This window comes from Massilia alkalitolerans DSM 17462 (genome assembly GCF_000427785.1).
In the GTDB taxonomy this organism is placed as follows: Bacteria; Pseudomonadota; Gammaproteobacteria; order Burkholderiales; family Burkholderiaceae_D; genus Telluria; species Telluria alkalitolerans.
The window spans coordinates 1-19,269 of the sequence record NZ_ATYR01000025.1 but is presented as its reverse complement, the minus strand read 5'-3'; the positions used below and the strand labels follow the sequence as shown (position 1 = coordinate 19,269).

The window sequence follows — 19,269 nt, the reverse complement described above, 5'->3', positions numbered from 1 at the left end:
GAGAATTATGACGAACTGCTATGCGTCGGCCGATATAGCCGTTGTGCACGGCACGCCCTACTGGGCGATTCATGCACTCGATGACAATGGGGACAAAACCTCGTGGCTTGTGCATGGTCTGTTCGACGGAAATGGTTTCTCCATCGGGCTTGATGCCTGGATTCCTGGCGCGCTCCAGGCAATCGCCAGCGATGGAGCTGGCTACCTGTGGGGCATGACAGCTGACGGCGAGCTCGTTACCAATGCTCCGATGGAGGGGCGCCCCGCATGGTTCGCACTGGCACCTCATCCTGGGTTACCGGACCGGCCTGTCTGGTATTTGCACCGGCTGGTATTCGTATCGAACGGACAGGAGAGTGCGGAGCTTGGCGTTTGCATGCTCTGGGTTTCCGATGAACTGCTGGTTGGAACCTTTAGTCGCCGTATCTATTGCTGGGATGGCGAAACTGCACGTCTCGAGTACGATGGCAGGGCACCCGAGCTGAGCGGAGGAATCAACGACCTCGTACAAACGTGCGATGGCGTATTCGCCCTTGGGTATGGGGGCACGCTGGTTCAACGCGGTGGCGACCGCACCTGGTCCCAGCTTACTGCGCCATGGTCGCCGGACGATGCCCCCTATATCAACATCGTTGCAGGCACGGAAGGTGCAGATGGCAGACTGCGCGCTGTTGTTGACGATGGCTGGGTCTTGGCAGCGACTGGCGGTAGCGCTACCGCGACCCATAAGCTTGCCGCCAAACCGCTGGGCATCGTGACATTCCACGAGCAACTCTATGTAGCGACATTGGATGGATGTTACGAGCTGTTTGGTGCAGGAGATGTCAACCTGGTGAAACGCGGCATTGCCATGGGAAAGGCGGTCTGCACGGACCAAAGTCTGTTTGCCGTCGACGCAGCGCCCGACGATCCGGACCGGGCTGGACTGCATATCTGGACGCGCACGAGAGAAGCCGACCAGTGGGCCACCCGGACCATCGGCTGAATTTGCAAGATCGTACCGTGACGCCTCAGCCTGCAACCACATGCTAGGCTAGCAATTACTCAGGATAGGGAGAAGCATGGTAATCGAACGGTTCGGGCGGCAAAGGCGCCTGGTGTCTACAGGCTTGGCATTGACCATGTGCGGTTTTCTGTCTTCCTGCGCCAGCCTCACCGGCCCGCGAACGGTCGAAATCCCCCTGCACAAGCTGCAGGCCGGCCTCGAGCGCCGCTTCCCGCTCAGCCATCCCCTGATGGGCCTGTTCGACATCCGCCTGCAGCGCCCGCAGCTGGCGATCCAGCCTGAGCTTGATCGGGTCGCGCTGGCGCTGGAAGCCTCGGTATCGCCGCCGTTCGCGCGCGACACCTGGAGCGGCAGCCTGGCGTTCTCGGGCCGGCTCTACGTCGATCCCGGCCGCCCCGCCGTGATGATGGCCGAACCGCGCGTCGACCGCGTGACGATCGGCGCCAACCCGGAAGCCGAGCGCCAGATCGCGCGCATCGCCAGCTCCCTCATCGATACCGTCGTGCGCGACACGCCGGTCTACACCTTCGACCCGCAAGACCTGCGCTATGCCGGCGTCCAGTTCATTCCGACCCGGATTGAAACCACACGTTCTGGTCTGCTGGTCACGCTGGAACCCGCGAATCGGCGCTAAGCGCGCGTCCAGTCGCATTTCCGCCACGCATGCGTTGCGTGCGTACAAAAAATTAGCAATACGCTATTATTTTTGCGCGCACGAGCGCAAGTCCTTGGAGGTGTGTTGTTCGCAAGCCTAATCGGCATGTGACGATTGCAGAGCCAGTCCATTCGGCGCACACTGGTACGGATGGAATGGCACTGAACTGCCGTGGCGCGACTCCGCCGCGGTCCGCGCTTGAGGTTTCTCATGGGCACGATGTTCTGCTGAAGTAATCTTGGTTGGACTTCAGTCTGTCGTGTAGGGGGTAGATCTTGGAAACGACACAGGAAAGCTTTCCGGACAGTGGGCTGGCCACCGAGCCAGTCCTGGCCGCGGTCGCCGTCGCCGTAGGTAGCCCGGGGATGCCCGCGCGGGCGAGCCTGCCTGCGAAAGGCTCATGCTGGTATTGCGAGAAACCGCTCGACAGCGTGCGCCGTTTCTGCGGCAAGAGCTGCGCCGCTTCCTTCGACGAGGAAGCGGAATTCACACGCTAGGCGCTTGCGGCCGGCGCCCTCACAGGGCGTCGAGCACCGAGAGCGCCCGTTCGTAATCGAAGGCCGCCACCGCCGACTCCAGTTGCGCCATGCGCGCCGCGCCCAGGCGTGCGCGCAGTCCGGCGCGCTTCTCCGCCATGAGATCCTGGGCGCCGCTGTCGCCGTGATCGAGCAGGCTGCGCAGGTATGCCAGATCGGCTTCCGCCAGCGCCGCCTCGCCTGATGCCGGGATGCCTGCGGCCGGCGCAAGCAGCAGCGCCACTTCCGCGATTACCCGCGCCAGCTCCGCGTCGAGCCGGTCGAGCAGCAGCGCATCGGCCGGCGCGCCGGCACGCAGCACCTGTTCGACCTCCAGCGCCAGCGCACGCAGGCCGCGCGCCTCGACCATCGCGGCCGCGCCTTTCAGCGTGTGGGCAATGCGGTGCGCCAGCGTGGCGTCGCCGCCGGCCAGCGCGGCGCGCAGGCGCAGGGCGGTGTCGGCGTAGTCGGAACGGAAGCGGGTGAGGACACGCAGGTACATCGCCTCGTCGCCCATCATCCGATCGCGGCCGGCGGCGCAGTCGAGGGCCGGCATGGACACCTGTGCGGGCGCCGGTGGCGAGCCCGGTCCGGCCGGGGAGGAGGACAGGCTCACCGGGTAGTAAACGACCAGTCGCGGCTCACCGGGCTGCCGTTCACCGTGCCGGAGAAGCTGACGTCGTAGGTGGTGGCCGCCGCCAGCCGCGCCAGCGGAATGATCGCGATGGCGGTGCGCTGCGAGGCGGTGCTTGATGAGTTCACGACCAGTACCTCCAGGTTGGCGCCGCCGCGCGGGCGCACCGTGAAGGTCTGCATCGTCAGCGGGGCGTCGATGTTCGCGTGCACGCTGATCGGGTAGCCTACCTCGTTGCGGTCCGGGACCGGATCCGGTTCTTCGGTGTCGCTCATGAAGTTCGGCACCACGGCGGTCTGGCCGTTGAACGGCCAGGTGACGACGGCGTTGGCGGCGATGCCGGGACCGAAGCCGCCGCGGCTCGCGAAGTCGGCGGTGAAGTAGCTGTAGCCACTGGAGGAGGTGGCGGCGCCGGTGCCGATCTCGCGGAACTTCGGCTCGAACATCACGAAACGGTGGTAGATCGCGGTGACCAGCTCTTCGGCCATGACGAAACCGGTGCCCCTGGTGACGCCGGAGATCACTTCGCCATAGGCGTAGCCGCTGGCCGGAATGGTGTAGCCGGCCGCGTTGAGGCGGTCCTTCAGGGTGGCGCCGGTGAAACCCGGCTTGCCCGCGGCCTGGTCGTGGCTCATCACGTTGTTGGTGCGCAGGTATTCGGAGTGGCCCAGCGCCGCATTGTTGATCAACACGTTTTCGGTCACGACCGGCACGCCCAGCTGGGTGCGGCGGTAGTTGATCCAGTTGCGGCCATCGACGGCGATGCTGCCGGTCGCCGTGGGCGCCGCGGTATCCGGCACGATGGTGGGCGGAGGTGTCACGCCGACCGGGGTCGCCACGGCGTCCGTGCCGCCGCCTCCGCCGCCGCACGCGACCAGGGTCGAAGCGGCCACCAGTCCGGCGATGAGGGAACGCCAGCGAGGCACATAGCTCATGTTGCAACTCCTGTCAATACTGGGGAACGACATCACATTCTAGAGCAAAAAAGAGGCACACGACGCCCGTGGCGTTGCGCGACGGCCAGCATATTTCACTCCCCTGTAGAATATGCTATCGATCTCATTGCCGAGTCATCAATTGTCGACCAAGCCCACCAGCCGGCAGCGCCTCGCGCGCGCCAAGTTTGCCCTGCCCAGTTTCGTGACCCTGCTGTCGATCGCCTGCGGCTTCGGCAGCATCGTGATCTCGGTGGACAATGCGCACATCGGATCCCCCGCCGACTATCGCCTGGCGGCGATCCTGCTGGTGCTCGCCGGCGTGTTCGACGCCCTCGACGGTTTCGTCGCCCGTCTCACCAAGACCCAGTCCAGCTTCGGCGTGCAGCTCGATTCGATCGCCGACGTGATGAACTTCGGTTGCGCCCCGGGGCTCCTGCTGTATTGCTACGGTTTTGCACAGATGGGCGCCGCGCACCCGACCCTGGTGCGCATGGGCGGCCTGGCCTGCTTCGTGTTCGTCACCTGCGGGGCGCTGCGCCTGGCGCGCTTCAACGTCATGGTCGGCCGCACCGACCCGCGCTATTTCGTCGGCATGCCGATCACCGCCGGCGCGGCCTGCGTGGCCTCGGTGGTGGTGGCCTGGCCCGATCCTGCTACCACCATGGCGCAGTGCTTCGCCATCATTGCGCTGATGATCGCGGTCGGCACGCTGATGGTGTCGACCATCCGCTTCCCGAGCTCGAAGCACCCGCGCGGCAAGGTGATGCTGGCGCTGCTGGCGGTATGCGCCGTGCTGCTGGCGGTCCTGCAGACGCGCTTCTTCGTGCTGTTCTTCCTGCTGTATGTGTCCGCGACCCTGCTGCTGAACATCGCCTGGCGCATGGGGTGGACCCGTATCGCCCCGCCAGTCGTCTACGAAGATTGACGTAGGGTGGGCGGGTCTCCCGCCCACGCGGTGATAGTTGGCTAGTGAAGGCCGCTTCCGGATGATCTTGCAGCCGGTTGAACGCGTGGGCGGCAAAGCCGCCCACGCTACGTAAAGCCAGGTTTAGGCAAACTTGTCCAGCATCGCCGCCAGGTGGGCGGCGCGTGCCTGCGCTTCGTCGAGGTCGGCCGCATTGCCGGCCTGGGTCTGGATCGACCCCGCCAGCAGCTGCACGAAGGAGCGGTCGAGCGCCTTGCGCGCCGCCGCCATCTGCTGGGCCACGGCGTCGACGTCCGACGGCTCCGCGGCCAGCGCGATCAGCTTCTGCACCCCGCGCAGCTGGCCTTCGATGCGCGCCAGCCGGTTCAGCAGGTCCTTCTTCTGCTGCGCGGTGAGGGCGCTGCCCTCGACGATCTTCAGCGGGCTCTCGGCCATCGTCGCCTGCCTTTGGCCTTATGCCACTTCGTGCCCGCGCGCCGCGCGCAGGATGCGGAACCAGTCGCCGCGTTCGAGCTGGAAGGAGGTAGCAGCCACCGCTTCGCGGATCGCCTCGAAGCGTCCGGTGCCGGTGAGCGGGATCGGGCGGCTCGGCAGCTGCATGATCCAGGCGAACAACACGCTGGCGAAGGGCTGTTCCATGCGCTCGGCGACCTGCTGGATGACCGAGCGGACCTCCACCGCGCGTGCGTCGCCTGAGGTGAACAGGCGCCCGCCGCCCAGCGGCGACCAGACCATCGGCGCGATGCCCAGGTCCTGCAGGCCGTCGAAGGTCTCGTCGAACATCGGTGCGACGAACATCGGCGAGAACTCGACCTGGTTGGTGGCGAGCGGCACGCGGCGGTTCAGGCATTCGAACTGGTGGCGCGTGAAATTCGACACGCCCACGTGGCGCACCTTGCCGGCCTGCTGCAGGCGGGTGAAGGCGTCGGCAACCTCGTCGAAGTCCATCAGCGGATCGGGGCGGTGGATCAGCAGCAGGTCGAGGCGATCGGTGCCCAGCAGGCGCAGGGATTCCTCGGCGGAGGCGATGATGTGGCTTGCCGTGGTGTCGTAGTGCTGGATGCCGTGCTGCGGGCGTTTTTCGGAAACCAGCTTGATGCCGCACTTGCTCACCAGCTCGATGCGCTCGCGCAGCGAAGGCTGGGCGCGCAGGGCTTCGCCGAACACGCCTTCGACGCCGTAGTTGCCGTAGATGTCGGCGTGGTCGAAGGAAGTGACGCCCAGTTCGATGCACTGCTCGATGAAGGCCACGCGCTGCTGGACCGACATGCCCCAGTCGTTCATGCGCCACATGCCGGCCACGATGCGGGACAGCGCGAGCCCGCCCTCACGGGTGGCGATGCGCGGGCAGTGCAGGTCGGCGGGGAGCGGGTCGGTCATCGTGCGCTTTCGTGTGAACAGGGTTGCACGATTATAGCGGTGCGGCGAAACAAAAAGCCCGCCCGGCTTGCGCACGGACGGGCTTTTCGGATGGGCTCAGGCGAGGATCACTGCATCCACAGGCGCAGCGAGTCCCAGGCGCGGCCGAAGATGCTGGCTTCCTGCACCTCGTCCAGCGCCACCACCGGCAGCGCGATCAGCGGCTTGCCGTCGACCATCATCTTGAGGGTGCCGACCTGTGAGTTGCGCGCCAGCGGGGCGACCAGCGGGTCCTTGCGCTCCAGGACCGGTTTCATCTTGCCCGCCACGCCTTTCGGCACGGTCACCAGCACGTCGCGGGTGAAGCCGAGCTTCACGTTCGATTCCGAACCCTTCCATACCGGCACGGTCGATACGGCCTGGCCCTTCGAGTACAGCTTGACGGTGTCGAAATTCTGGAAGCCCCAGTTCAGCAGCTTCTGGCTTTCCTGGGTGCGCACCGAATCCGAAGCGGTGCCCAGCACCACCGAGATCAGGCGGCGCTGGCCGGCGTTGCCGTTCGGGCGGCGCGCCGAGGCGATCATGCTGTAGCCCGAGGAGTCGGTGTGGCCGGTCTTCATGCCGTCCACGGTCGGGTCCAGCCACAGCAGCCGGTTGCGGTTCTGCTGGGTGATCTTGTTGTAGGTGAACTGCTTGATCGAGTCGATCTTGTAGAACTCGGGGAAGTCGCGGATCACGCTGGCCGCCATGATCGACAGGTCGCGCGCGGTCGAGTAGTTGTTCGCGTCCGGCAGGCCGTGCGGGTTGCCCCAGCGGGTGTTCTTCATGCCCAGGCGCTCGGCTTCGCGGTTCATGAGGGAGACGAAGGTGCCTTCATCGCCGGCCACGGCTTCGGCCAGGGCCACCGCGGCGTCGTTACCCGACTGGATCATCAGGCCGTGCAGCAGGTCGTTGACCGACACCGGGACCTTCGGGTCGATGAACATCTTCGAGCTGCTGGGGTCTACTTTCCAGGCGCGGACCGAGACGTTCACCATCGTGTCCAGGGTCAGGCGCTTGTCGCGCAGCGCGGCGAAGGTCACGTAGGCGGTCATCACCTTGGTGAGGGAAGCCGGCTCGATGCGGGCGTCGGGGTCTTGCGCTGCGATGACCTGGCCACTCGTCGCGTCGAGCAGCAGCCACGACTTGGCTGCGACGGTCGGCGCAGGCACGGTCTGTGCGCTGGCCGAGGCCATCAGCAGGCTGGCGGCCACGGCCGCTAACAGTTTTTTCATGGGAGTGTTCGCTGTAAAAAAATGCTAATGCAGAAGTGCGCAAGGCAACACCCGAGAGTATTGCCTCGAAAGAAGGGACTAATTATTGCACAGCGACAGCGTCAAATGTCACGTCATCGCCACATTTCGACGACAAGATTCTTAATGTGACCAAGCTTGCGGTGGAAAAAGTGGTCGGCGCCCGGGATCACGGTTACCGGGATGTCGAGCGGGCGCGCCCAGTCGAACACCTCCTGCAGCGTGATCGTATCGTCAAGTTCGCCGTGGATCAGGATGGTGTCCGCCGGGACCGGCGGCATCGGCCACTTGCCGGCCGCGGTGCCGACCAGCACCAGGCGTTCGGCCGCGCGGCCCTCCGCGATCAGGCGCTGCTGGAACTGGGCCTGCACGAAGGTGCCGAAGGAGAAACCGGACAGGGTCACCGGCAGGCTCGGGTACTGCTCGGTCATGTGCTTGTACATGACGTCCATGTCGTCCACCTCGCCGCGGCCGTCGTCGTGCACGCCTTCCGACTCGCCCACGCCGCGGAAGTTGAAGCGCGCGGTGGCGTAGCCGAGGGTGACGAAGGTGCGCGCCAGCGTCTGGGCCACCTTGTTCTCCATGGTGCCGCCGTACAGCGGGTGCGGGTGCGCCACCAGGGCGATGCCGCGCGGCGGGCCTTCCGGCAGGTCGAGGATGCATTGCATCTTGCCGGCGTGGCCGTCGAGGGTAAACTTGTGCGAATACTTGTTCATTAATCTAAAGCGCTTGCAGGAGTGATCAGATTTTCAGGCGTTCGACGACCTTGCCGCCCACCAGGTGGGTGTCGATGATGTCGTCGATGTCGGCGTTGTCCACGTAGGTGTACCAGGTGCCTTCCGGGTAGACCACCAGCACCGGGCCTTCCTCGCAGCGGTCGAGGCAGCCGGACTGGTTGACGCGCACCTTGCCCTGGCCGTTCAGGCCGAGTTCCTTGATGCGCTTCTTGGCGTGCTTCTGCGCCTTCTCGGCGCCGCACTTGCCGCAGCTCTGGCGGGCATCCTTGCCATCGCGCTCGTTCATGCAGAAGAAGACGTGGTGCTTGTAGAAGGGTGCGTCGTTGGTGTCGCTCATGTCGCTCTCGTCATAGATGGTCGCCAGCCGCCATGATACGGCAAATGCTCATTAGTCCCCGTCCGCCGCCCCGGGCCGCGGCTCCGGGCGGTTGAGCTGGTGCGAGGGCAGCAGCAGGAACCACAGCGCCAGGAAGGGCCATGTCAAGGAAAGGAACTGGGCTGCGCCGTTAAAGTTCAGGAACTTCCCCTGCACCCAGCCCTGCAGGGTGGAAACGAAATACGGGTTCACCGGCACCGTATTGACAACGATAAGGCTCAGCACCAGCGTGACCACCGCCAGCCGGCGCTGCGCCACCTGCGGCGCGAACACCAGGCCGGCGAGCATGATGATGCCGATGATGAAACCGCCTTCCGCGCCGGGCGTCACCCAGACAAACGCGTTATCGGGCCGGAACAGCAGCGAGCTCGCCAGCGCCTTCACCAGCAGGGCCGTGGCCAGGAAGACCACCATCAGCAGGAAGCGCGGCGCGCTGCGGCGCACCAGGCACATGAGCGTCAGTACGGCGCCGGTCATGCCGCAGGCGGTAATGATCGTCTCCGAGAGCCAGTACTGCTCCACGCTCATCGCTTCGCCCGGACGCAGCAGGTTGACCAGGTCGATGTCGGTATCGAACCAGCGCGACAGCCAGCTTGAAACGATGGGCAGCACCTGGCCATGGCCGAACAGGTAGCTTTGCGGGTAGATCTGCGCCAGCGGCCACAGGGCCACCAGCACCAGGCCCTGGCTGGCGTAGGGCGCGAACCAGCGGCGCCGCAGCTGGAACAGGCGGCTGCGGTCGAGCAGGCCGGGCGCCCACCAGGCGCCGAGCAGCGCGCCGGCCAGGCAGCCGCCGGCATTGGTGATCAGGTCGAGGTTGGACGGCACGCGGCTGGGCAGGAAGTTCTGCACCGTTTCCATGGTGAGCGTCACCAGGATGCCGGCAAGCGCCGCCAGCAGCACCGCCCAGATGCCGCGCACGCGCGGGTAGACCGACAGCACCAGCAGCACCCCGAGCGGCATGTAGCCGACGATATTGACGCCGACGTCGAAGCCGGTCCAGTAGCGCGGCATGACTGTATTGAGGAAGGTGAATACCGGCACCCCGCTGTTGCGCCAGCCAGTGAACGGGTACCAGCTGGCGTAGATGATCAAGAGCAGGTAGGCCAGCAGCGCCGCGCGTGCGATCGGCGAGCCGCGTCCTTCGCGCGGACGTTCGCGCTGGTCGACGGCGACGGTGGGTTTGGTCATCGTTTTCGGGTATCGACCGTCGCCAGCCAGGCCAGGATGTCGCTTGCTACGGCGTCGGTGCTGGCCGCGAGGGCGCGCGCGCCGCCCGGCGCATCGGCGCTCGGGGCCGGCGTCGTGCGCGTGAATGTGCGCTGGTCGAGCAGGCGGTGGTCGTTGAACAGCGAGGCGCGCAGGGTGATCTGGCCTTCGCTCTGGCTCACGCCGGAAAACGCATGGACGAAGTCGTCCACTTCCACGCGCAGCAGCGGCACCCCGGTGGAGGCGTCGGTGGCCGACAGCACCTTCATGCCCGACTGCGCCAGGCGCGCCTTGACGCGCTGGGTGAGCATCTGCAGCGGCTCGTTGGCCCAGCGCGCATGGGCATAGGTGCGGGCCTGCAGCGCGTCGGCGTAGGCCAGGCGGTAGAACATGCGCTCGTTCTCCAGGGCCGACGGGCCGGTGAAGTCCATCACCACCAGCGCGGCGATATTGGCAGGTGCGGAGGCCGGCGCCGCCCCTTGCAGCGGCGCTGCCGCGGTGACGACCGCCGGACCGAAGTCGTAGGTCATGCTTTCCTGGATCTTGTTGCTGGCGCAGCCTGCGAGGAGGAGGCTCGAGGCGGCAAGGGCGAACAGGGCGCGGATCGGAGTGGCGGTCACGGTGGTCCTCATTTGGTCGGTGGCACGAAGCCCGGTTCGCCCGGACCCGGCTGGGCGCTCGGGGCGCCGAACAGGATGCTTTGCGGGCGGTCGGACAGCGAGGTGGCGGTGCGCTTCACGGCGCGCAGCGCGCCGCGCGCCTCGTCGGTCATCTGGACGACGTGCGGCAGGGTTTCGAGTTCGAGTTCGCTGGTGGCCGACTGCAGCGAGCCGACCGCGCCGTTCAGGCGCTCGAGCGGACCGTCCGGCGCCTGCAGGCGCGTGGCCAGCTGGCCGTAGCTGTCGGCGGTGGCCTGGATGCTGGCGGCCGTCGTGTCGAAGGAGCTCAGGCTGCGGTCGATTTTTGCCGTGAGCGCCGGCAGGCGGTCGATGGTCGGCTCGAGCTTGCGCGGAATGGCGGCATAGGCGTCGGCCGCCTTGCCGATGCTGTCGAACGCGCCGACGATGGTCTGCTGGTTCTCGTCGGTGACCATCTTGGCCAGGCTGTCGGTGATCTGCTCGGTCTTTTCGAGGATGGCCAGGCCGCGCTTTTCCAGGATGTCGAGCAGCCCCGGGCGCAGCGGGATGCGGGCCGGCTGGTCGTCGCGCACTGCCAGGCGCGGCGAGCCGGTGCGGTCGTCGTCGAGCTGGATGAAGGCGATGCCGGTCACACCCTGGTAGCCGAGCGAGGCGAAGGTGGTGGTGGTGATCGGCGAATTCTTGTCAACCGACAGGCGGATCAATATCTGGCCGGTGACGCGCGGGTCGAAGACGATCTGGTCGACGCGGCCCACTTCCAGGCCGCGGTAGCGCACCGTGGCTTCCGGGTTCAGGCCCGGGATCGACTGGGTGGTCACGATCTCGTAGGGCACCAGCTCGGTGCGGTCGCGGTTCAGCCACAAGCCCACCAGCACGGCTGCGACCACCAGGGCGATCGTGAAGACGCCTGTCATCAGGGCATACGACCTGTTTTCCATATTCAGTTCTCCGAATCGTTCTGGGCCTGGCGCTCTTCGAGCACTTCCAGCGCCCGCTGGCCGCGCGGGCCCAGGAAAAAGTGTTTGATGAAGGGATGCTGGACGCGCAGCACGTCACAGGCCGGTCCGACCGCCAGCACGTGCTTCTCTGCCAGCACGGCGATGCGCGACGACAGCGCGAACAGCGTGTCGAGGTCGTGCGTGACCATGACCACGGTGAGCTTCAGTTCGCTGTGCAGGGTCTGGATCAGCGACACGAATGCATCCGACAGGTCGGGGTCGAGGCCCGCCGTGGGTTCGTCCAGGAACAATAACCGCGGTTCCAGCGCGAGGGCGCGCGCCAGGGCCGCGCGCTTGACCATCCCGCCCGACAGGTCGGAGGGCATCTTGTTGGCGTGCTCGGGGCCGAGGCCGACCATGTCCATCTTGAGCAGCACGGCGTCGCGGATCACGTCCTCGGGCAGCGAGCGCAGCTCGCGCATCGGGAAGGCGATGTTGTCGAACACGCTCAGGGCCGAGTACAGCGCGCCCTGCTGGAACAGCATGCCCCAGTGGTTGCGCATGTGCTGCAGCTGTTCCGGTTCGGCCTGGCTGATGTCCTCGCCGAACACCTTCACGCAGCCTTCCGAGGGGCGCTCCAGGCCCAGCATCTGGCGCAGCAGCACGGTCTTGCCGGTGCCGGAGCCGCCGACGATGGTGAGGATCTCGCCCGCATAGATGTCGAGGTTCAGGTCCTGGTGCACCACGGTGCGCCCGAAGCGCGTCCACAGCTTGCGGATTTCGACCACCGGCGGCCCGACGTCTTCCTCGGGGCGCTTGTTCAGGCGCTGCGGTTCGCGTGGTTTGGTGTCTGCCATCAGAACCCCACGTCGTTGAAGATGATGGCGAACACCGCGTCCGCCAGGATGACGACGGTGATCGCCGTGACCACCGCGGTGGTGGTGCCGCGGCCCAGGCTTTCGGTGTTCGGCTTGATGCGCAGGCCGAAGTGGCAGGACACCAGCGCGATCAGCATGCCGAACACGCAGCCCTTGAGCAGGCCGATCGTGTAGTTCACCACCGGCACCGCGTCCGGCAGCTTCTGGATGAAGTAGCGGAACGACAGGCCCAGCTCGATCTTGGCCGAGACCATGCCGCCGATCAGCGCCATGGCGTCGGTCCAGACCACCAGCAGCGGCATCGAGATGGCAAGCGCGATCACCTTGGGCATGATCAGGCGCTGGCCGTGCGAGATGCCCATCACCAGCATGGCGTCGAGTTCCTCGGTCACGCGCATCACGCCCAGCTGCGCGGTGATCGAGGAGCCGGAGCGGCCGGCCACCAGGATCGCCGCCAGCAGCGGGCCCAGCTCGCGGATCACGGCCATGCCCAGGATGTTGACGATGTAGATGTCGCCGCCGAACATGCGCAGCTGCTGCGACGACAGGAAGGACAGCACGATCCCGATCAGGAAGCCGACCATCGCCGTGATGCCCAGCGCCTGGAAGCCGGAATGGTAGATGTTGGCCGAGATCTCGCGCCAGGGCCCGGCCTGCGGGCGGCGGATGAAGCGGCCGAAGTCCAGGATCAGCTGGCCGATCAGGCTGACGAAGCCGCGCAGGTGCTCGAAAAAGGACAGGATGCCGCCGCCCAGCACGATCAGCCAGTTCAGCGGGCTGACTTTATGACGCGGCAGCTTGATGGCGCTGGCCTTCTCGATGCGGCCAAACAGTTCTTCGTGCTGCGGATCGAGCTTCAGGCTCGGGGGACGCTGCTTGCCCCAGGCGTTCCAGAACATCTGGGCGCCGACGTGGTCGAGGCGCTCGATGCTGGAGAGGTCCCAGGCGAGGCTTTGCCTGTTCTTCTTGAGCGTGTTCAGGGTGCGCGTGATCGCCTTGAGCACGCCCTTGCGCGACAGCGTATGTACCTGCCAGACGCCGCTCGCCATGACCGATGGGGCCGCGCCGGTACCCGAGGCCTGGTCTGGATGCTGGATGGTTAATATTGGCGCATTTTCAATCTGCATTGCGCCAGTGTAAAAGAGAATCGTTATCGCTGCTACACGGTTTCTAACGTAGCGCGCTATGGCGCCCTATGCCGCAAGATGGCGAACCTGGCGCTCGGGCGCGGCGGCCACGGGCTTGTGCACCGGGGCGGTATCGAGCTTGCCCGCATAGTCCGAGGCCAGCAGGGCCGCCGCTTCCTCGCGCGCCATGCCGCGCAGCTGCAGCCATTCCTGCACCAGCTTGGCCAGCTTCTCGAGCGCGATGCGGTGGGTCGCATCGGTCTTGGTGTAGATCCAGCTTGAGAAAGCCATGAAGTTGTCGAACGGGGCCTCGCCCAGCAGCACGCGGGTGGTGTTGGCGAAGCGGCCCGAGTTGGCCACCAGGTCCCAGTAGCGGGCAAAGCGCACCAGGCGCTGCATGGTCGGGAAATCGACCTGCTTCGTCGCCAGCACGGTGTAGGGCGGGTAGGGATCGTAGACCATGCCGAACGGCTCGGTATGGCGGATGATCGGGGTGCCGCGCAGGCGCTTGAGGATGCCGAACTGGATCTCCTGGGCGCCGAGTTTGACCAGTTGGTCAAATCCGCGCGCGAAGCTGGCCACGTCCTCGCCGGGCAGGCCGGCGATCAGGTCCACGTGCAAATGGGTCTGCGAGTGTTCGGTCAGCCAGCGGATGTTGTCGGCGGCCTTGGCATTGTCCTGGCGCCGGCTCACCAGGGCCTGCACCTCGGGGTTGAAGCTCTGGATGCCGATCTCGAACTGCAGCGCGCCGGGCGGGAACCTGGCGATCGTCTCCTTCAGGGCTTCGGGCAGATGGTCGGGGACCAGCTCGAAGTGGGCGTAGACCGGGTCGTCCGGATTCGCTTCCAGCTTGTCGAGGAAGAACTGCATGATGCGCAGGCTGGTCTTGACGTTCAGGTTGAAGGTGCGGTCGACGAACTTGAACAGGCGCGCGCCGCGTGCATGCAGCGACTCCATCTCGGCCAAAAAGGCCTCCAGGGGAAAGGGCCAGGCGGTCTTGTCCAGCGAAGACAGGCAGAACTCGCACTTGAACGGACAGCCGCGCGAGGCTTCCACGTACAGGGTGCGGTGGGCGATGTCCTCGTCGCTATATAAAGAATAGGGCAGGGCGATCTCCGGCATCGGCGGCTGCACGCCGGCGTGTACTTTCATCAGCGGCTTGGGGCCGTTCAGGATCTCGCCGCACAGCTTGGGGAAGGTGACGTCGCCCCAGCCGGTGACGACGTAGTCGGCCAGCCGCACGATCTCCTGCTCGCCCGTCTCGTGCGAGACTTCCGGGCCACCCAGCACGATCGTCACCTGCGGCGCGACGCGCTTGAGCAGCGCCACCAGCCGGGTGGTTTCTTCGACGTTCCAGATGTAGACGCCCAGGCCGAGGATGCGCGGCTGGTGCGCCAGGATGCGTTCGACCAGGTCGCTGGTCTTGGCGCCGATGACGAATTCGTGGATGCGCGTCTGCGCCTGCAGCGGCCCCATGTTGGCCAGCAGGTAACGTAATCCGAGGGAAGCGTGGGTGTAGCGCGCGTTGAGCGTGGAAAGCAGGATGGTCATCCCGCGCATTGTACCGAATGCCGGCGCCGGGCCTGCGGCGTCGGCGCCACAAAAAAGAAAAGCGCCCGGCTTGCGCCGGACGCTTTGTCATTCAGCCAATGCTTACTTAGTGACGGTACGGGTACCGACCACTTCGATGGTCACGCGGCGGTTCTTGGCGCGGCCTTCGGCGGTGGCGTTGTCGGCGACCGGCTGGGTCTCGCCCTTGCCTTCGGTGTACAGGCGGGCCGGATCCAGGCCTTTCGAGACCATGTAGGCCTTGACGGCTTCGGCGCGGCGCAGCGACAGCTTCTCGTTGTAGGCGTTGGTGCCGACCGAGTCGGTGTGGCCGACGGCGATCATGACTTCGGTGTTCAGGCCTTCCAGTTTCGCCATGAACTCGTCCAGTGCCGCCTTGCCTTCCGGCTTGACGATCGCCTTGTCGAAGTCGAACAGGGCTTCAGCCGCGATCGAGACCTTTTCCGAGGTCGGGACCGGTTCCGGTGCCGGTGCCGGTGCGACGACCGGTGCCGGTGCCGGCGCCGGCTCAGGTGCGGCGACCGGTGCCGGTGCGACGTAGGCGACCGGGGCCGGACGGCCGAACTTCCAGACCAGGCTCACGGTGGCGGTGTCGATGTCGCCGCGGTTCTGGACCGCGTCGGTCACGCGGTAGCGCTCCACTTCGCCGCGCAGTGCCATGTTTTCGCTCAGCGCGTACTCCAGGCCCAGGCCGTACTTGCCGTGGCGGCGGCCTTCGTTCGGCGGGTTGGCGACGGTCACGGCATCCAGGCGGCTGCCGGTGAAGTGGGTCTTGGCCTTGGTGTACTGGACACCGCCGCGCGCCAGGAAGGTCAGGCGTTCGGTGATCGGCAGGCGGCCGACCAGGTCGAGGTTCACGCCGCGGAACTTGGTCTCGCCGTTCAGGTTGCCACGGTTGGTCCAGGCTTCGAAGTCGAAGTTTTCCAGCTCGAAGTAACCGGCTTCGATAGCGAAGTAGCGGTTCAGCTGCTTGCCGACGAACAGCTTCCAGGTGACGTCACGGTCATCGGTGCTGAAGCTGCTCAGGGTCGAGCCGTTCGAGTTCAGGGTGCGCTGCAGCGCGCTCTGGTCGATGTCGGCGCGCGAGCGTCCAGCGCCCACGCCTGCGTACCAGGCGCTGTTGGCCCAGTCCGGATTCACGTAGGCCGAATCAGCTTGCGCGGACTGCTGGGAAGCTGCCTCTTGCGGTGCCGCGTGGGCGTTCACCATGGTTGCGCAGGCCAGTGCGATCAGTGCGGCGAGTTTGTTGGATGCTTTCATTGTTCTGCTTTTCGTCAATTAAAACATTAGTCTGTTACCTGGGCCTCGAAGGCCTCGGCTCTCGGGGAGTTACAGGGCGAAGTATTACCTTTTGGCATCTTGCGCACTGTTCGCTATCTCGCATAAGAGAAGTATTCTCGAAATAACAACACATCGTTTCTACAGTGCGCCGGTAAGTACCCGCTCTGTGTGAACCCATCACTTTCGCCAGTAGGCATGGCGTAGAAAATTGTTTAGAGTTCAACTGTGCGATTTTAACATTCTCTGCCGCGTGCCGCTGGCCGCAGAAAGTTCTCCATGCCAAGCCTTGTCTTTCCTCGCGCCCGCCTGCTGCCAGCGGCGCTGGTCACCATGCTGGCGCTGGGCGCCTGCAGCAGCGACAAGGACGATGTCGCAGCCCCGCCACCGCCGCCGCAGACTGCCGCGCGCATCCAGGTCGAGGTCGCGCGCACCACGCACGGCATACCGCACGTGCGCGCCGAGGATTATCGCAGCCTGGCCTATGGGCTGGCCTATGCCTACGCCCAGGACAACGTCTGCATGTTCGCCGACTCGGTGCTGACCGTGCGCGGCGAGCGTTCGCTGTTCTTCGGCGCCGACGCGCGGCCGCGCCAGCGCACCGGCGACGAGTACGGCGGCGGCAGCGGCTTCATGGACCTGAACAACGAAGAGAGCGACTTTTTCTTCAAGGGCTACCTCGACATCGAACAGCTGCGCGCCAACTACGCCGCCGGCACGGCCGAACCGCGCCAGCTGCTCGAAGGTTTCGTCGAAGGCTACAACCGCTACCTGAAGGACTACGCCGGCAAGCTGCCCGCGGCCTGCTCGGACGCCAAGTGGGTGCGCCCGATCACGCTCGACGACATGTACCTGGTGGTGGCGGAAAAGGCGCTGCATGCCTCCGGCCAGGCCTTCGCCCGCGACTTCGTCGCCGCAGGCCGCGTCCCGGGCGCCACGGTGAGCCTGGCCAAGGCGGCGCCGCGCCGAATCGACGCGTCCACCCTGGTGGCCCAGCTCGACAAGCTCAATCGCCAGGGCTTCGGCAGCAACGCGCTGGGCGTCGGCAAGGATCTGTCGGCGAACGGGCGCGGCCTGCTGCTCGGGAATCCGCACTACCCCTGGACCACCGCCGACCGCTTCTACCAGGCCCACCTGACCGTGCCGGGGCGCTACGACGCGATGGGCGTAATCATCGGTGGCGTACCGGCGGTAGTCATCGGCTTCAACAAGGATGTCGCCTGGAGCCACACCGTCACCTTCGCCTATCACTTCACCACTTTCCGGCTGGCGCTGGATCCGACCGACCCGACCGGCACCACCTATCTCTATGATGGCGAGCGCCGCAAGATGACGTCGAAGACGGTCACCGTCGACGCGCTGCTGCCGGACGGGCTGGTGGGCCGGCGCAGCAAGACCTTCTACTTCAGCCACCAGGGCGCCGTCATCAGTCGGCCGGCCGCAGGCATGACCTGGACCGCCGGCGCTGCCTACGTCCTGGCCGACCCGAACCGCTACAACACCCGCATGCTCGAGCAGTGGCTGGGCATCGGCACGGCCGGCAGCGTGCGCGCGCTGAAGGATTCGCTCGACAAGGTGGTGGGCCTGCCCTGGGTGAACACGGTTGCGGCCGACCGCGAAGGCAATGCGCTGTATGCGGACGCCAGCGTGGTGCCGCACATGAACGCGGACAAGTTCGTGAACGGCTGCCTGCTGCTGCAGGCGGCGCTGCTGTTCGACGGTTCGAGGAGCAGCTGCGGCTGGGGGCAGGATGCCGGCGCGCCGCCGGGCATCTACGCGCCGGCGAAGGCGCCGTGGATGATGCGCACCGACTACGTCGGCAATTCGAACGACAGCTACTGGCTGACCAACCCGAAAGCGCTGTTGACGGGCCCGGCGCCGCTGGGCTTCTCGCCGCTGTATGGACGCACCGGTGTCGAGCAGACCCTGCGCACCCGCATCGGTTTCCGCCAGATGGAAGACCTGCTGGCGCAGCGTAGCAAGCTGACCCTGGCCGACATGCAGGCGCTGGCCTTCTCGAACCGCGTGTACGCGGCCGAGCTGGTGCTGCCCGAACTGCTGACCGCCTGCGCGGCCCTGAGCAATGAGCTGTCGCGCCAGGCCTGCAACGTGCTCCAGGCGTGGGACCGCCGCGCCAATGTGGACAGCCGCGGCGCGGTGCTGTTCCGCGAATTCTGGAGCGTGGCGTCGAGCATTCCGAACAAGTGGGCGAATCCCTTCAATCCGGTCGATCCGGTGAACACGCCCAATGGCGTGGCCCCGGCGGCGATGCCGGCCATGCTCGCGGCGCTGCGGGACGCGGCCGTGAAGCTGCAGTCGCTCGGCATCCCGCTCGACGCGCGCCTGGGGGATGTTCAGGTCGAGCCGCGCAATGGCGTGCGTATTGCGCTGCATGGCGGGAACGGCAACCAGGAGGGCACCTACAGTTCCCTGACGATGCGCACCGGCCTCACCGCCAACGGTTATGTCGGCGCCCACTGGGGACAGAGCTATATCCAGACCGTCGGCTTCGACGAGCAGGGGCCGGTGGCGCAGGCGATGCTGACCTATGGGCAGTCGACCGATCCCAAGTCGCCCTGGTATGCGGACCAGACCCAGGTGTACTCGCGCAAGGAGTGGCCGGTGCTGCCATTCACGCAGGAGAAGATCAAGGCCGATCCGAATTACGCAACGATGAGCCTGCGTGAATAAGGCGTGCAAGAAATGGCGGCTTAAGGCAGGCTGAAATGTCTCAAAAACTCACACTGCCTACTTGCGCGACGGCGGCCGGCTTTGCTATGATTCGTGTCTTCCGGAGCTGCTTCGATTCGCAAAACGAAACGACAGCGAAAGAAAAAAAGAGGGGCTTGACGATAAACGCAAAACGCCGCATAATCTCGCTTCTCTGCTGCTGACGAACACAACGCTTCGTACGGTGCAGCAAGGTAGTACAGAACAACAGTTCTTTAACAATCAACAGTCGATAAGTGTGGGCGTTTGATGAAGGTGCCAGCTGGGTTCGCTCAGCTGCATACTTAAATTATCAAATGTTCACAAAAGTATTAAGCGTTGTCTCAGCAATGAGATAACGGTCAGTATCTTGAGTGAGCGAAATCGATCCAGTGGATCGATTTCGAAAGCCGTAGCAATGCGGTTTTCGACAAACAGAGATTGAACTGAAGAGTTTGATCCTGGCTCAGATTGAACGCTGGCGGC

At 65.4% G+C, this 19,269-nt stretch carries 19 protein-coding genes; 5 read left to right on the top strand and 14 right to left on the bottom strand.

What is annotated here, in order from left to right:
• Positions 1-7 precede the first annotated feature (7 nt).
• From YWC_RS0120435 to YWC_RS32205, 3 genes are all read left to right on the top strand, one after another.
• Complete coding sequence (locus YWC_RS0120435) at positions 8-985, top strand: hypothetical protein (RefSeq protein WP_027867064.1); 978 nt, start codon at positions 8-10, stop codon at positions 983-985.
• A 136-nt stretch (positions 986-1,121) separates the two neighbouring features.
• A complete protein-coding gene (locus YWC_RS0120430; protein WP_229413152.1) occupies positions 1,122-1,640 on the top strand; it encodes a DUF1439 domain-containing protein in 519 nt (172 codons plus the stop codon).
• A gap of 296 nt (positions 1,641-1,936) precedes the next feature.
• Positions 1,937-2,158, top strand: coding sequence for a hypothetical protein (locus tag YWC_RS32205; RefSeq protein ID WP_036215213.1), 222 nt, complete (start codon positions 1,937-1,939; stop codon positions 2,156-2,158).
• 19 nt (positions 2,159-2,177) lie between these two features.
• On the opposite strand, the gene YWC_RS0120425 is transcribed toward YWC_RS32205, so the two are convergent.
• Complete coding sequence (locus YWC_RS0120425; RefSeq protein ID WP_229413151.1) at positions 2,178-2,792, bottom strand: Hpt domain-containing protein; 615 nt, start codon at positions 2,790-2,792, stop codon at positions 2,178-2,180.
• A complete protein-coding gene (locus tag YWC_RS0120420; protein WP_027867061.1) occupies positions 2,789-3,745 on the bottom strand; it encodes a CAP domain-containing protein in 957 nt (318 codons plus the stop codon). Before YWC_RS0120420 ends, YWC_RS0120425 begins: the two co-directional genes overlap by 4 nt.
• 142 nt (positions 3,746-3,887) lie before the next feature.
• Between YWC_RS0120420 and pssA the strand changes: the two genes are divergently transcribed.
• The gene (gene pssA, locus YWC_RS0120415; protein ID WP_027867060.1) at positions 3,888-4,673 is read left to right on the top strand and encodes a CDP-diacylglycerol--serine O-phosphatidyltransferase; all 786 of its coding nucleotides are present in this window, start codon (positions 3,888-3,890) and stop codon (positions 4,671-4,673) included.
• Between the two features lie 123 nt (positions 4,674-4,796).
• On the opposite strand, the gene YWC_RS0120410 is transcribed toward pssA, so the two are convergent.
• The 12 genes from YWC_RS0120410 to YWC_RS34205 all read right to left on the bottom strand — a co-directional run bounded on the left by YWC_RS0120410 (position 4,797) and on the right by YWC_RS34205 (position 16,005).
• Positions 4,797-5,108 (bottom strand): metal-sensitive transcriptional regulator, encoded by a 312-nt coding sequence (locus YWC_RS0120410; RefSeq protein ID WP_027867059.1) that lies wholly within the window; start codon positions 5,106-5,108, stop codon positions 4,797-4,799.
• A gap of 18 nt (positions 5,109-5,126) precedes the next feature.
• Positions 5,127-6,053: an aldo/keto reductase gene (locus YWC_RS0120405; RefSeq protein ID WP_027867058.1), complete on the bottom strand. Its 927-nt coding sequence runs from the start codon at positions 6,051-6,053 to the stop codon at positions 5,127-5,129.
• A gap of 107 nt (positions 6,054-6,160) precedes the next feature.
• Positions 6,161-7,306: a D-alanyl-D-alanine carboxypeptidase family protein gene (locus tag YWC_RS0120400; RefSeq protein ID WP_027867057.1), complete on the bottom strand. Its 1,146-nt coding sequence runs from the start codon at positions 7,304-7,306 to the stop codon at positions 6,161-6,163.
• A gap of 113 nt (positions 7,307-7,419) precedes the next feature.
• Positions 7,420-8,040: an alpha/beta hydrolase gene (locus YWC_RS0120395; protein WP_027867056.1), complete on the bottom strand. Its 621-nt coding sequence runs from the start codon at positions 8,038-8,040 to the stop codon at positions 7,420-7,422.
• A 25-nt stretch (positions 8,041-8,065) separates the two neighbouring features.
• On the bottom strand, positions 8,066-8,398 hold the full coding sequence (locus YWC_RS0120390; RefSeq protein WP_027867055.1) for a (2Fe-2S) ferredoxin domain-containing protein: 333 nt from the start codon (positions 8,396-8,398) through the stop codon (positions 8,066-8,068).
• A gap of 51 nt (positions 8,399-8,449) precedes the next feature.
• Complete coding sequence (locus YWC_RS0120385) at positions 8,450-9,628, bottom strand: VanZ family protein (RefSeq protein ID WP_027867054.1); 1,179 nt, start codon at positions 9,626-9,628, stop codon at positions 8,450-8,452.
• Positions 9,625-10,266: an ABC-type transport auxiliary lipoprotein family protein gene (locus YWC_RS0120380; protein ID WP_307176774.1), complete on the bottom strand. Its 642-nt coding sequence runs from the start codon at positions 10,264-10,266 to the stop codon at positions 9,625-9,627. Before YWC_RS0120380 ends, YWC_RS0120385 begins: the two co-directional genes overlap by 4 nt.
• A gap of 8 nt (positions 10,267-10,274) precedes the next feature.
• Positions 10,275-11,222 (bottom strand): MlaD family protein, encoded by a 948-nt coding sequence (locus YWC_RS0120375; protein WP_027867052.1) that lies wholly within the window; start codon positions 11,220-11,222, stop codon positions 10,275-10,277.
• A 2-nt stretch (positions 11,223-11,224) separates the two neighbouring features.
• Entirely contained in the window at positions 11,225-12,079 is an 855-nt protein-coding gene (locus YWC_RS0120370) for an ABC transporter ATP-binding protein (protein WP_027867051.1), read from the bottom strand.
• Complete coding sequence (locus YWC_RS0120365) at positions 12,079-13,227, bottom strand: MlaE family ABC transporter permease (protein ID WP_027867050.1); 1,149 nt, start codon at positions 13,225-13,227, stop codon at positions 12,079-12,081. Before YWC_RS0120365 ends, YWC_RS0120370 begins: the two co-directional genes overlap by 1 nt.
• Before the next feature lie 66 nt (positions 13,228-13,293).
• Positions 13,294-14,778 (bottom strand): B12-binding domain-containing radical SAM protein, encoded by a 1,485-nt coding sequence (locus YWC_RS0120360; RefSeq protein ID WP_027867049.1) that lies wholly within the window; start codon positions 14,776-14,778, stop codon positions 13,294-13,296.
• Between the two features lie 102 nt (positions 14,779-14,880).
• Entirely contained in the window at positions 14,881-16,005 is a 1,125-nt protein-coding gene (locus tag YWC_RS34205; RefSeq protein WP_051306623.1) for an OmpA family protein, read from the bottom strand.
• 348 nt (positions 16,006-16,353) lie between these two features.
• Here YWC_RS34205 and YWC_RS0120350 point away from each other — a divergent pair, with 348 nt between their 5' ends.
• The gene (locus tag YWC_RS0120350; RefSeq protein WP_051306613.1) at positions 16,354-18,765 is read left to right on the top strand and encodes a penicillin acylase family protein; all 2,412 of its coding nucleotides are present in this window, start codon (positions 16,354-16,356) and stop codon (positions 18,763-18,765) included.
• The last annotated feature ends 504 nt before the right edge of the window (positions 18,766-19,269 follow it).

Excerpts from the sequence above, each read along its gene's own strand:
- YWC_RS0120410 (WP_027867059.1), bottom strand. The coding sequence starts at position 5,108 with ATGGCCGAGAGCCCGCTGAAGATCGTCGAGGGCAGCGCCCTCACCGCG.
- YWC_RS0120375 (WP_027867052.1), bottom strand. The coding sequence starts at position 11,222 with ATGGAAAACAGGTCGTATGCCCTGATGACAGGCGTCTTCACGATCGCC.
- YWC_RS0120430 (WP_229413152.1), top strand. The coding sequence starts at position 1,122 with ATGTGCGGTTTTCTGTCTTCCTGCGCCAGCCTCACCGGCCCGCGAACG.
- YWC_RS0120350 (WP_051306613.1), top strand. The coding sequence starts at position 16,354 with ATGCCAAGCCTTGTCTTTCCTCGCGCCCGCCTGCTGCCAGCGGCGCTG.
- YWC_RS0120360 (WP_027867049.1), bottom strand. The coding sequence starts at position 14,778 with ATGACCATCCTGCTTTCCACGCTCAACGCGCGCTACACCCACGCTTCC.
- YWC_RS0120390 (WP_027867055.1), bottom strand. The coding sequence starts at position 8,398 with ATGAGCGACACCAACGACGCACCCTTCTACAAGCACCACGTCTTCTTC.
- YWC_RS0120370 (WP_027867051.1), bottom strand. The coding sequence starts at position 12,079 with ATGGCAGACACCAAACCACGCGAACCGCAGCGCCTGAACAAGCGCCCC.
- YWC_RS0120365 (WP_027867050.1), bottom strand. The coding sequence starts at position 13,227 with ATGCAGATTGAAAATGCGCCAATATTAACCATCCAGCATCCAGACCAG.
- YWC_RS34205 (WP_051306623.1), bottom strand. The coding sequence starts at position 16,005 with ATGGTGAACGCCCACGCGGCACCGCAAGAGGCAGCTTCCCAGCAGTCC.
- YWC_RS0120385 (WP_027867054.1), bottom strand. The coding sequence starts at position 9,628 with ATGACCAAACCCACCGTCGCCGTCGACCAGCGCGAACGTCCGCGCGAA.
- YWC_RS0120420 (WP_027867061.1), bottom strand. The coding sequence starts at position 3,745 with ATGAGCTATGTGCCTCGCTGGCGTTCCCTCATCGCCGGACTGGTGGCC.
- YWC_RS0120405 (WP_027867058.1), bottom strand. The coding sequence starts at position 6,053 with ATGACCGACCCGCTCCCCGCCGACCTGCACTGCCCGCGCATCGCCACC.
- YWC_RS0120435 (WP_027867064.1), top strand. The coding sequence starts at position 8 with ATGACGAACTGCTATGCGTCGGCCGATATAGCCGTTGTGCACGGCACG.
- YWC_RS0120395 (WP_027867056.1), bottom strand. The coding sequence starts at position 8,040 with ATGAACAAGTATTCGCACAAGTTTACCCTCGACGGCCACGCCGGCAAG.
- YWC_RS0120400 (WP_027867057.1), bottom strand. The coding sequence starts at position 7,306 with ATGAAAAAACTGTTAGCGGCCGTGGCCGCCAGCCTGCTGATGGCCTCG.